This window comes from Thiomicrorhabdus marina (assembly GCF_017571465.1).
GTDB lineage: Bacteria > Pseudomonadota > Gammaproteobacteria > Thiomicrospirales > Thiomicrospiraceae > Thiomicrorhabdus > Thiomicrorhabdus marina.
In genome coordinates, this window is the sequence record NZ_JAGETV010000006.1 from 18,024 (window position 1) to 29,875 (window position 11,852).

General features: G+C 45.4%; 11 protein-coding genes. 7 read left to right on the forward strand and 4 right to left on the reverse strand.

Annotated features, from left to right (window positions below; translation table 11 throughout):
* The first annotated feature begins 33 nt into the window (after positions 1-33).
* Positions 34-909: a MerR family transcriptional regulator gene (locus J3998_RS04835; RefSeq protein ID WP_243750601.1), complete on the forward strand. Its 876-nt coding sequence runs from the start codon at positions 34-36 to the stop codon at positions 907-909.
* Between the two features lie 22 nt (positions 910-931).
* On the opposite strand, the gene J3998_RS04840 is transcribed toward J3998_RS04835, so the two are convergent.
* Complete coding sequence (locus J3998_RS04840; protein ID WP_208148344.1) at positions 932-1,375, reverse strand: PAS domain S-box protein; 444 nt, start codon at positions 1,373-1,375, stop codon at positions 932-934.
* Positions 1,376-1,632: 257 nt separating this feature from the next.
* Here J3998_RS04840 and J3998_RS04845 point away from each other — a divergent pair, with 257 nt between their 5' ends.
* The 4 genes from J3998_RS04845 (at position 1,633) to J3998_RS04860 (ending at position 8,474) form a co-directional block, all read left to right on the forward strand.
* Positions 1,633-5,253, forward strand: coding sequence for an EAL domain-containing protein (locus J3998_RS04845; protein WP_208148345.1), 3,621 nt, complete (start codon positions 1,633-1,635; stop codon positions 5,251-5,253).
* Positions 5,254-5,593: 340 nt separating this feature from the next.
* A complete protein-coding gene (gcvH, locus tag J3998_RS04850; RefSeq protein ID WP_208148346.1) occupies positions 5,594-5,983 on the forward strand; it encodes a glycine cleavage system protein GcvH in 390 nt (129 codons plus the stop codon).
* Positions 5,984-6,070: 87 nt separating this feature from the next.
* Positions 6,071-7,261, forward strand: a complete 1,191-nt coding sequence (locus J3998_RS04855) for a class I SAM-dependent rRNA methyltransferase (protein WP_208148347.1) — start codon at positions 6,071-6,073, stop codon at positions 7,259-7,261.
* A gap of 4 nt (positions 7,262-7,265) precedes the next feature.
* Entirely contained in the window at positions 7,266-8,474 is a 1,209-nt protein-coding gene (locus tag J3998_RS04860; protein WP_243750602.1) for a hypothetical protein, read from the forward strand.
* Between the two features lie 286 nt (positions 8,475-8,760).
* Here the strand turns inward: J3998_RS04860 and J3998_RS04865 are convergent, their stop codons facing one another.
* From J3998_RS04865 to J3998_RS04875, 3 genes are all read right to left on the reverse strand, one after another.
* A complete protein-coding gene (locus tag J3998_RS04865; RefSeq protein ID WP_208148348.1) occupies positions 8,761-8,970 on the reverse strand; it encodes an addiction module protein in 210 nt (69 codons plus the stop codon).
* Positions 8,971-9,108: 138 nt separating this feature from the next.
* On the reverse strand, positions 9,109-10,359 hold the full coding sequence (gene lysA, locus J3998_RS04870) for a diaminopimelate decarboxylase (protein WP_208148349.1): 1,251 nt from the start codon (positions 10,357-10,359) through the stop codon (positions 9,109-9,111).
* A gap of 30 nt (positions 10,360-10,389) precedes the next feature.
* Positions 10,390-10,551, reverse strand: a complete 162-nt coding sequence (locus J3998_RS04875; protein WP_208148350.1) for a hypothetical protein — start codon at positions 10,549-10,551, stop codon at positions 10,390-10,392.
* A 143-nt stretch (positions 10,552-10,694) separates the two neighbouring features.
* Here J3998_RS04875 and J3998_RS04880 point away from each other — a divergent pair, with 143 nt between their 5' ends.
* Positions 10,695-11,351 (forward strand): alpha/beta hydrolase, encoded by a 657-nt coding sequence (locus J3998_RS04880; protein WP_341829247.1) that lies wholly within the window; start codon positions 10,695-10,697, stop codon positions 11,349-11,351.
* Positions 11,352-11,852 carry a pyridoxamine 5'-phosphate oxidase family protein gene (locus J3998_RS04885; RefSeq protein WP_208148351.1) on the forward strand — a complete coding sequence of 167 codons (501 nt, stop codon included), beginning with the start codon at positions 11,352-11,354 and terminating at the stop codon, positions 11,850-11,852.

Here is an 11,852-nt window from a genome sequence, read left to right on the forward strand (position 1 = left end):
TTCATTGCGCCTATTACAGTTTTTGTCTAAGATATGCACAACTTATCATTGATTGAAACCCTTGCCATGAATGCTAACCAAGCTCTGTATCCAATTCGTGAAGTCTCGCGGCTAACGGGCGTTAATGCCATTACGCTCCGAGCTTGGGAACGTCGTTACGGTCTAATCGAGCCGGTGCGTACCGAGAGCGGCCACCGTCTGTACACCGATGAACACGTACGCGCGATTAAGCGAGCCGTCGAGCTCACTCAACAAGGCGTACCGATTAGTCAGGTCAAGTCGGTTTTAGAGCAACAGGCTGAAACTGAACACCTGAACCAGATGGCTGAGTTTGAGGAGCTGGAGGCGCGTTTGCAAGTGGCTCTACAAGCTTTGGATATGCCCGCCTTGCAAGAGGCTTTGGATAGTCTTTTTATTGAGCTGGATGAATTGAGTGTCTTGCAGCTGCTAGGACGCTTTGAGCAGTTGTTGGTTGAAGCGGAGCAGAGAATTATCTGGGAATCAGCATTACTGCCTCGTCTCTATTCTCGTCTTCGTTTTGCTCAGAAGCGGATTACGTATAATTCGCCACAAAAGAATATCTTAGTTGCCAGCAGTCCAAATCTAAATTCGCAGCTGGCTTCGGTTTTGGCAGCTCTTTGGGTTTTACAGAATGGAATGCAACCTATGCTTGTCGCACCGAACAAGGAGCTTCCGAATATGGCAAATATGAAAGCTTTGCAATGTCAGGGTGCGGTATTGATTGCACAATCTTCGGTGCAGGAATTTGCTATCCGGGGCAAAGAAATCTATCCGGCTTTAGATTGCATTGCACTGTTAATGCGGCCGAACTTAAGTGATGATAAGGTTGCGATTCAGGTCGAACAATTACGATTCAGTGAGTTATTCCGTAATGGATCATTGCTGTAATAAATTCAAACTTTAACCGAATTTACAGTGCGTTTTCCAATTCGGCGATTCTTTGCTTTGCCTTTTCCAAGGCATTGCGCAATTCGACCTGTTCGGTCACGTCTTTTTGGATACCGATATAGTAAGTGATCTGGTCGTGCTCATCGTAAAACGGTGTGACGCTTAATTCATTCCAGAACACCGAACCGTCTTTGCGATAATTTTTCAAGATGGTTCGCACCGGTTCATTGCTGTCAATCGCTTTACGCACTTCGGTAACAGACTGCTGAGCGGTTTCTTCGCCTTGTAAGAATCGACAATCTTGATACAGAATCTCGTCGGCACTATAACCGGTTAAGCGTTCAAAGGCGGAATTAACGTAAATCAAAATGGTGTCATTGCCTTCTTTTTCTGCAACTACGATGCCATCTTGAGCCTGTTCAACCAGTTGCAAAAGCAGGGCGTTGCGAAGTTTTGGGTCTTTCATAATTTCACCATTCAATCAATTGCCAGACATTTTAGCCAAGGCTATCTAGGGGGGCAACCATTTAATCTGTATTGGATTGTCGGATCACTGAATCGCTAGGCAATTCTTTCTTGTTAGAAATCAATATTGCTTGCAAAACTCCTAGTTGCGTATTAATTCCCCATCGTCGATAAAAAGTGCCTATTCATTCTTGTGCTAAGATGCTATGAGTATGTCTGTTAAACGGCTTGCTTTAACTCCAAATTCGAGAAAGGCTAATGCAACAATTCGCTAGCTTATCTACTGCCATTAAATTTCTCAAAACAGCAAAGTTTTGGCTGGGGTATCTGGCTGTTTCGATACTAGCGGTTTTAGTTTTTATTCCCAATTTTGCCATCGCTTCGACTGAGAATAGCTCGACATCACCTTTGGTCGTCTCGGAAAGGGTAATTGGTGTGCTTGCATTGAATGGCTCGCAGCGCGCACTTGAGTTGTGGACGCCGATGATTGATTATCTGAATAATCAAGCCGACTCTTATCGGTATCGCCTTAAACCGCTGGAATTTTCGCAGATCGAAAGTCAGGTGAAAAACGCCAGAATCGATTTTCTGATTGCCAATCCTGCCTTGTATGCGGCTTTAGAGAAAAAGTACGATATTTTTCGTCTTGTGACCTTGGTCAGACAGATTAATGGTCAGAAGGTCGATAAATTCGGCGGCGTTATCATTAGCCGAGAGGGCGTTGATGTAAAGAATGTGCTTAGTCTTCATCAAGAAGCGATAGCCGCGGTTGATAGCTACTCTTTCGGCGGCTATCTGCTTCAAAAGCAGATGATTCGCGAGCAGCTAAAAATTCCGATAAACGATAACCGAGTCACTTTCTACCACAATCACCAGCATGTCGTGAATGCGGTTATCGCCGGCGACAAACAAGTCGGTTTTATCCGTACCGGTGTTTTGGAATGGGTTGATAAGGCTAGGCAACTGAGTGTTTTCTCAACGGAACAAACACCGGCATTTCCGCTACAAGTCAGTACCCGTCTTTTCCCTGAATGGCCTTTGGCTTCCTTAACTCATATTCGCAATGACGAAGCGGCTAGTTTGGTTCAGTTATTATTGAGGTGGCAATCTCCGGTGATGACTTCGGATATTGACGAACGCCTGTCTTGGACGGTGCCGCAAAATTATCTGGCAGTGCACCAGCTATTACGCGATTTTCGCATTGAGCCTTATGAGCAGTTGCCGCAACTTAGTTTCGATGAATGGTTGAAACAGTATAAAGAATGGAGCTATTTTTTAGGCGCGTTACTTTTGGGGTTGGTGTTAATGTCCGGTTTAATCGGTAGAACCACACAACGCCGTTTGCGTCATAGCGAAAGTGCGATCAAGCAGAGTAAAGAATTGCAGAACAAGATTTTGGAGCTGGAACAGAAATCTCAAGCGCTTTATCTAGAAAAAGAACGTTTGCAAGCGGTTAATAATGCCGTACATAACGGCGTTTTGGTGTTTTCTATTTCCGGTAGGGTGTTGTTTAGTAATGGGGTATCCAGTGAATTGCTTGGCTATAGCCAAAATGAATTTGCACAGATGAATATCTACCACCTTTTCCTTGATCACTTTGACCGTGACCACATGCATGCGCTGGTTTCGGCATTGGATGGTTCCGATAAGTCGGTTCAGCCAATTGAGCACCACATAGCGCGCTTAATCAATCATTCCAACCAAACGGTTTCCCTACGAATTTCAATAACGCCGGTCAAACACAATATGGACTGGTGGCTGATTATGCATTTGGAAAATGTGGAGCATGAACTGCAATTAATGAAGATTGCTAAACGCAGTTCGCGTTTGGCTGCTCTTTATATGGAGGCTTCCGGGGCTTTGGTATTTACATGCAGTGCTGATTTTAAATTGCTGAGCGTGAATCAGCGTATTCGCGAGATGTTCCATCTGCAGGCAAATGGACGCCTAAAAGAGGTTTCGCTAGCCGATTCTGATGTTTTATTGGATGTCCGGCAAGCGGAGATATTTTGGTTGGATGAGTGGGTTCCTGAGGAATCTCGTGCAGCTCTACAGCATTTGTTGAGCGAATTACCATTACCAACAACCCCTTCGCAAATCCATTTTGATTGGCATTTTTCCTACCGAGATCAGGTGGTGCAACTCAATCTCACCTGTGTTTATATCAATGACTCGAATCTCGAAGAGCCGTTTTATCTGTGTGTTGCACACGATGTGTCAGAATTGCGAGAAACCTCTAAGCAGTTGGCGTTGAGCCGTAAGAATTTCGATAGTGTGGTGCTGAAAAGCCAGACCGGTATTTTAGTGATTGATAGTCTTGGCGAAGTGAAATTTGCCAATGAAGCGGTTGAAGAACTGATGGGGCGTGCACGGGAACAGATTGTCGGGACGCAATTTGCCTTGCCGGTCGATATGAATCTGGAAATGCACAATGAAGTCGATATTGTGCATGATGACGGCTCAACCGGTATTGCCGAGGTCACCTACAATGAAACCGAATGGGAAGGGCAGAAAGCCTATTTGGTACTGATGTATGACATTACCCAGCTGAAAAAGGCGCAACAAGCGATTGAGTATGAAGCGACCCATGATAGCCTCACTCAGCTGCCAAACCGACGATTTTTCCAAGAGGCACTTGGACAAGCGATTAGCCGAGCGTCCAATACCAACGAGCAGTTTGCTTTACTGTATTTGGATTTAGATCGTTTTAAAGATATTAACGACACACTCGGCCATCAGGTTGGCGATGAGTTATTGATAAATGTTGCACTGCGTTTGAAATCGGTACTGCGTCAATCAGATTTGCTGGCGCGAATGGGCGGCGATGAATTCACCATTCTTTTGGAAGGGATTCGCGGCACCGAAAGTGTGCAGAGAATTTGTGGCAATTTGACCGCCGAATTGGAAAAACCGATTGAGATTGAAGGGCATCAAATTTACAGCGGTTGCAGTCTTGGGATTGCTATTTATCCGACCCACTCTCGTTACGCCGAAGAGTTGCTTAAAATGGCCGATGCAGCAATGTATGACGCCAAACATAATAGCGCGAAGAAATATATTTTCTTCCGTGACGAACTGCTGAAAGATTCACAGAACCGCTTTAATTTGGAAACCGAATTGAATAAGGCGGTTGCCGAGCAGCAGTTTGTTTTGCATTATCAGCCGCAATTCCGTCTTAAAGAACAGCAGTTTACTAGTTTTGAAGCCTTGATTCGTTGGCAGCATCCTGAGCATGGCATGATTGCGCCGGATCGTTTTATTTCCTTGCTTGAGACGACCGGTAAGATTCACAAAGTCGGGGAATGGGTGTTGCGTCAGGCAATTGCTGATTTCCAAAGCTGGTTTGGCGACACAAAGGTTGAGCACCGAATGGGCGTCAATGTCTCGACTATTCAGCTGATTAATTCCGATTTTGTTAAATTATTGCAACAGATTCTGCAAGAAACCGGATTTAATCCACACAATTTAGCTATCGAAGTGACAGAAAGTTCGTTCGTCAAAAACCACTTTGTTATGGCTAAGACTTTACACCGTCTGCGTGAACTGGGGGTGGAAATTCAGATGGACGATTTCGGCACGGGTTATTCGTCCCTGTATCGTCTGAAAAACCTACCGTTTGATGTAGTAAAAATCGATCAAAGTTTTGTACGTCAAATTATTGATGACGAGCGTGATCGGATTATGGTGTGCGGCGCGATACAGACCATTCATGCCTTTGGGATGAAAGTTGTCGTTGAGGGGGTCGAGCATGAAGAGCAACGTAAAGTGCTTGAAGAGGTCGGTTGCGATTCGATGCAGGGCTATCTTTTCTCGCGTCCGATTCCTGCCGATGAGTTATACAAAAACTTCATTCAAGCCGACAATTTCGATAACCTATAAAAGAATTTTTCAAAATTTAAAAAGTCTGTAATTTTGATGTTATGATTTGCAAAAAAACTTAGGGTCTGTTGAAAATCCATATTTGATTCTGTTGTCGCTTAAAAGTTCGACAATCAAGGCGCTCTGAGTGCAGTTTGGTTATTCCAAATAAGGGATGAGCAACGCAGAGTTTCGGATTTTTAAGCACAACCCGAAGGGCCGTCGCCATTTTCACGCCAACTGTGTTGAAAATGCGTTCAAATAGAATAACTATTTCACACGATTTCCGCCTTGTTGGACGCAAAAATGGCAGTGGCAGAACCTAATTATGAATTCTCAACAGACCCTAGGAAGACTTGTCATGAGTGTTTTACCAGACCATCTAAAATATGCGGATACCCATGAGTGGGTTTACATTGACTCTGACGGCTTGGCGGTTGTCGGTATTACTGATTTTGCTCAAGAATCGCTTGGCGAATTAATGAGCGTTACTCCGCCGGAACTTGGCACGGATATTAGCCAAGGTGAAGAAGTGATGTCGGTCGAGTCAGTAAAGTCGGCATCCGATATTTTCGCGCCGATTAGCGGTGAAATTGTCGCTTTTAACGAAGAACTGGAAGACGAGCCGGAGTTGATTAATGATGAGCCGTATGACGGTGGTTGGCTGTTTAAGATTCAACCGCATGACGAGTCGGAACTTGACAGCCTAATGAGTGCAGAAGATTACCAAGCGCAAATCGACGCTGAATAGTCTTCTCCACAATTTTAATCGCAACAGAAGAAGAGACGGGAAACTGTCTCTTCTTTTTGTTTTTTAATACCTAGAAATGAGATAAACATGCTAGCCAGTTTACGTCTGAAAAAAAACGAAGAACGCCGTATTAAACAGGGGCACCTGTGGGTATTCAGTAATGAAGTGGATATTCAAGCCACGCCGTTAAAGGATTTTGAACCTGGGCAGCAGGTGATTATTGAAGGCAATAACGGTAAGCCTCTTGGTATGGGGTATGTCAACCCGAAAACTCTGATTTGTGCCCGTATTCTGAGCCGTTCGCCAAAGCTAGAAATGAATCTTAAGTTCCTGAAAAAACGTATCCAAGCGGCGCAAGCTTTGCGTGAACTGAGTTTCGATAAACCGTTCTATCGTTTGATTTTTGCTGAAGCAGACGGTCTGCCGGGCTTAGTCATTGACCGTTTTGGCGATGTGTTTTCGGTACAGATTTCCACTGCCGGCATGGAAGCGGTCAAGGATGACATCCTTCAGGTTCTAGAAAACCTTTATCACCCGCAAGCGATTGTTTTGAAAAACGAGTTGGCGGCGCGCGAATTGGAAGGTTTACCTCTGTATGAAGAAGTCATCGGCGAATTGCCTGAAAATCTACTGATTGAAGAGAACACGACACAGTTCGCCATTCCGGTTCAAGGCGGCCAGAAAACCGGTTGGTTTTATGACCACCGTCAATCGCGTGCCCGCCTACAACAGCTGGTGGAAGGTAAGCGTGTGTTGGATGTGTTCAGCTATCTTGGCGGTTGGGGAGTCGCTTGCGCCAATGCCGGTGCAGAAGAAGTGACTTGTATCGATGCTTCGGAATTTGCTTTGGACGGCGTGGATAGTAATGCGCAATTAAATGGGGTTCAGGACAAGGTTATCACCATTCAAGGCAATGCGTTTGATGTACTGAATGCCTTGAAGATGGAAGCTCATAAGTATGACGTGGTGATTGTCGATCCCCCGGCTTTTATTAAACGCAAGAAGGATTTCAAGCAAGGCTTTGAAGCCTATAAACGCATTAACCAGCTTGCGATGCGTGTCTTGGAAAAAGATGGTATTTTGGTCTCGGCGTCTTGTTCGCATCACTTAACGCGCGACCAGTTATTACAGGCGGTGCAGTCGGCAGGACGTCATATTGACCGTCAAGTTCAGCTCTTTGATCAAGGTCATCAAGGGCCAGATCATCCGGTACACCCTGCTATCCCGGAGACAGAGTACATCAAAACGCTGTTCTTTAAAGTTGGCGCAAGTTGGTAAGTAGATGTCGAGCTTCGATACGCAGTTACCGTTGGTGCAATTTGCCCAACATAGCCAGTTAGACCTTCGTCAGAAGCACCTTGCTAAGTTCTGTTTCTGGGAAGAGTTTGACCAGCTTCTGGTGGTTGATGCTCGGCAGATTTTTCCGAAGCTGGGTGTTTTTGCCGTGCCGAGTTGGGACAAGATGATGATGGATGCCGAACCGATAAGCGATTATCCGGCGTTTTTAAAACCGTTTGATTGGCCAAAGGTTTCCGAATTGCAATCATGGTTGAAGCAGATTCCGCAGTGGGTGCAAGATTCATGCAAACTGTTTCCGAACAATCAGCTCAAACTTCTTCATTATTGTGCTAAATACCCGCAAATTTTCGAACTGCTTGATCACTCGCCGATGCTGGCTTGGCGTTTGGTGACTAGCGGTATGGAGGAACCGGAAATTGTTGCTTTATTGGGTGGTAAGCGCCAGAATTTAGTGGCGCAACTCGGTTGGCCAGGTAAGACGGAAACGGTGAAGTTGCTACGTAATCTGCGTCTGCGTTTTGTTAATCAGCAGATTGCCGAACAGATTGAAACCTGTATTCTCGATCCGAAACGTCTCGACGGGCTGCAACAATTGCCACGAATTAACTCGATGGCTTTGTCCTTGGCGGCCGGTTTTCCCGAACTCATCGGGAGTCGACTGCATCAATCTCTAGCGCAGTTGCCATGTCGACCGATGCAGTGTCAGGCGATGACCGCATTATTGGCTGATACATTGCAGTTGAGTGAATTACTGGGCAAGCCGCAGCTGGTGAAGAATATCGCCGAATGTCGCTATCTTTCCGAAGTTGAAGAGCATTATCAGCAAACATTGTTTGCCAGCCTACCGGATGTTTCAAATTTGAATTTGCAGTTGTTGGGCGGAGCTGCTAAACCGGTCGAACATCCAGAACACCTGCAACAGTTGAGTTTAGCGGTGCAACATCCGTGGCATTTAATTGCCGAAAGACTTAGCGGTCGACAGGATATTGTTGCTTGGCAAGAAGTGGATGAAACAGATGCAACTGTGATTTGGAGTGCGTTAATTGAATGGCCGGAATTGACTAATAACCTAGCGCAAAATGCCCAACCGGAAATCCTCAAAATCCGTGGCAGCGGCAATCAACTGGCACAAGCCAAACAGCTCAGTGACTTGCATCTTTGGCTACTGCAACAACTGCCAAAAGCAGATTAATCGAAGCGTTTGGATGTTTTTTGTGGATTTTGTTTTGTTGCCAGAATAGCAGATACAACAACTTCGTTATCTAAAATAGAATAATAGATGGCGTACGGAAAACGTTTTGCGAGAAGTCGGTAGTAGCCAAAAAATTGTGGATGGATGCCTGAGTAAAATTGTCATGAATCTAAATCCGTGATTAATGCATCAATACAGTAATTACCTAGTCCTTGTTCCAGCCTTTCATAAAACTGCCATGCCGCTTGTAAATCTTTTTCGGCTGCAGGCGTTAACGAAATGGTTTTCATCGACGGTAATGGGATTTTATCTGTTCTAAAGAATACCAACTCTCCGGCTCAGAAAGTTCTTGAGCACGGCTTTCTAATTCATTTTGATGCCAACTCGGTGAATTTACTTGACCTTGCTGTTGGGCTAATGAATCAGTTAATAATTCCAAAAGTTGTAGTTTTTCGGAAATAGGCATATTTTGAATTTGGATAGCATTGACTGACATTCTAGAAAACCTCAAATTTGTTGGTCATAAAGTCCGTTAAATTTCAATCATACACCCAGCAATGAGTAATTTAGAATATCTTTGCAAAATGCAGTGCAAATTTGCACTGCGTTTATTACGTTTCATGATAATCGAGTTTTAATCGGCGATAACGGTTTCCAAGCCAATTAAATCGTCGTAGGTTTCACGGCGGCGAATGACATGCGCTTTATCGCCGTCGACCATGATTTCTGCAGCGCGCGGGCGCGTGTTGTAGTTAGATGCCATGGTAAAGCCGTAAGCGCCGGCTGATTTAACCGCCAGAATATCGCCAGCTTTAAGATTTAGGCTACGGCCTTTACCTAGGAAGTCACCGGTTTCACAAACCGGACCAACTAAATCCCATTCGGCATCGGTGCCGTCGCTACGCGGCGTAACTGCGACGATATCTTGGTATGACTGATACAGCGCCGGACGAATCAAGTCATTCATCGCCGCATCGATAATCGCGAAGTTTTTGTGGTCGGTCGGTTTTAGGAATTCAACCGCAGTCAAAAGCACGCCTGCATTGCCGGCAATGGCACGACCTGGTTCGATAATGACTTCAATCGATTTGTCGTTTAACTTAGTTAATAGCGCGCCGATATAGTCGCTGATTGCCGGTGGCGTTTCGTCGGTATATTGAATACCAAGGCCGCCGCCTAAATCCAAGTGGTGCAGTTCAATGCCTTGTTGGCCTAGCTGCTCTTTAAGCGCTAGTACACGCTCCAGCGCATCCACGAAAGGCGTGATTTCCGTTAGCTGCGAACCAATATGGCAATCAATCCCGATAGGATTGATGTGGCTGTAATCAGCTGCTTTTTGGTACAGCTCAGGCGCGGTATTGATATCAACACCGAACTTATTGTCTTTCAGGCCGGTCGAAATATATGGGTGAGTTTTGGCATCTACGTCCGGATTTACGCGAATTGAAATCGGCGCAATCATATTCATTGCTGATGCAACGTCTTGAATACGGTCTAATTCAGCATGTGATTCGATATTGAAACAACGGATGCCAGCTTCCAAGGCGCGTTTGATTTCCGCAGGCTGTTTAGCCACACCGGAGAACACCACTTTCTTAGGGTCTCCGCCAGCGCGAAGCACACGCTCCAATTCACCCTGAGAAACGATGTCGAACCCCGCCCCGATTTTCGCTAGAACATTCAATACTGCGATATTGGAGTTGGTTTTAACCGCGTAACAAACCAAGTGCGGCTGCTCGCCGAATGCTTGGTCGAAAGCCTGCCAGCGTTCTTCAAACGCCGCGCGTGAATAAACATACAAAGGTGTGCCATGTTCTTCAGCCAGTTGTTGTAGCGATACGGCTTCTGCTTGCATGCTGCCGTTGTTGTAAGTAAATGGAGTCATCTTGTTGAGCCCTAAAATTTCAGAATTCGGTTATTGCTTTGGTGTGTGTTCGGTAAAGCCGGAAAGTTGTTTTTGTGGTTCATCCGGTAGCGTTAAGTCGCTCTTTTTACCGCAACCATTCAGTTGGCTTGCTAACAGTAAAAGCCCTAAGCTGTAGGCGGCTGTTTTAATCCATTTGCTGAAAGAGTGCATGCCGATACCTCGCGCTGATTTGCCAAAGCGTAAAAAATTGGCGCTATTTTACCAGAGCTATTCATCAATCAGTTATTAACGTTGGTAAACTTCAACGGAGTTGGTAAAGTGTTGCTCAATTATGCGTATAAAAAGGACAAAGCGTGTTTGCACAATTAAAACAAGAGCCGCCGGTCATGCTCGAGCCGCAAGGTGAAGTCAAAAAAGTCGTTATTTGGTTGCACGGGTTGGGTGCTGATGGTCATGATTTTGAAGAAGTCGTACCGCATTTGGGATTGCCGCCGGAGCATGGTGTGCGCTTTATTTTCCCGCATGCGCCAATTAATCCGGTCACCATCAATGGCGGTATGCAGATGCATTCTTGGTATGACATTCGCAGCGAAGATTTTATGAACGATGTTGATCATGCTGGAATCGAGACGAGTTGCCAGCAAATCTTTGAGCTGATCGAAACTCAAATCAAGTTCGGTATAGGTGCTGAGAACATTATCTTGGCCGGTTTTTCACAGGGCGGTTTAATCGCTTTGAATGTTGCATTAAACGGGCCATATGATTTAGCAGGCGCGATGGCACTGTCCACATACTGCCCGATGGCAGATCGGTTTGAACTGCATCGCGACACGCCGGTTTTGATGATGCATGGTGAGCATGATCCAGTGGTGCCGTTTGCGATTGGTCAAGCGACTTGCAACGCTTTGCAAAAAAGCGGTTATGAGGTTGAATGGCATAGTTATCCCATGCAACATGCAGTTTGTAGCGAGGAGTTGATGCATATCGGTAAGTGGTTGCAGGAACGTTAAATGAGTGCACAAGCTATATCGGCACAATGCCGAGAATTTTGGCAAGGGCGGCAAAGCCTGCTGTTGAGTACACAAAATGCTGACGGCCAATTGCACACTAGTCATGCACCATTTGCCTTTGACGAATATGGCAATTTAGCGGTGTTTGTCAGTGGTTTGGCAACGCATACTCATAATCTGTTTCTTGCCAGTGAAAGAGTCAGTCAGATAAGTGCTCTTCTGGTGCAAGACGAACAAGATTGCGAGCAGATTTTTGCCCGTGAACGTTTAAGTCTTGAGCTGTTTGCACAAGCTATCGAGCGTGATACAGTACAGTTTTCTGAATGGATGATGCGTTTTGAGCAGCGTTTTGGCGACATTATTGCTACATTGAAAACCTTGCCGGATTTTGTGCTGTTTGAGATGAAGGTACAAAAGGCCGTGTATGTGCGCGGCTTTGCCCAAGCTTATGAGTTTGCTGATGGGTTAGATAGCGAACCGCGTTTACAGAAACCACGATAG

Excerpts from the sequence above, each read along its gene's own strand:
- gcvH (WP_208148346.1), top strand. The coding sequence starts at position 5,594 with ATGAGTGTTTTACCAGACCATCTAAAATATGCGGATACCCATGAGTGG.
- J3998_RS04845 (WP_208148345.1), top strand. The coding sequence starts at position 1,633 with ATGCAACAATTCGCTAGCTTATCTACTGCCATTAAATTTCTCAAAACA.
- J3998_RS04860 (WP_243750602.1), top strand. The coding sequence starts at position 7,266 with ATGTCGAGCTTCGATACGCAGTTACCGTTGGTGCAATTTGCCCAACAT.
- J3998_RS04840 (WP_208148344.1), bottom strand. The coding sequence starts at position 1,375 with ATGAAAGACCCAAAACTTCGCAACGCCCTGCTTTTGCAACTGGTTGAA.
- lysA (WP_208148349.1), bottom strand. The coding sequence starts at position 10,359 with ATGACTCCATTTACTTACAACAACGGCAGCATGCAAGCAGAAGCCGTA.
- J3998_RS04875 (WP_208148350.1), bottom strand. The coding sequence starts at position 10,551 with ATGCACTCTTTCAGCAAATGGATTAAAACAGCCGCCTACAGCTTAGGG.
- J3998_RS04885 (WP_208148351.1), top strand. The coding sequence starts at position 11,352 with ATGAGTGCACAAGCTATATCGGCACAATGCCGAGAATTTTGGCAAGGG.
- J3998_RS04855 (WP_208148347.1), top strand. The coding sequence starts at position 6,071 with ATGCTAGCCAGTTTACGTCTGAAAAAAAACGAAGAACGCCGTATTAAA.
- J3998_RS04865 (WP_208148348.1), bottom strand. The coding sequence starts at position 8,970 with ATGTCAGTCAATGCTATCCAAATTCAAAATATGCCTATTTCCGAAAAA.
- J3998_RS04835 (WP_243750601.1), top strand. The coding sequence starts at position 34 with ATGCACAACTTATCATTGATTGAAACCCTTGCCATGAATGCTAACCAA.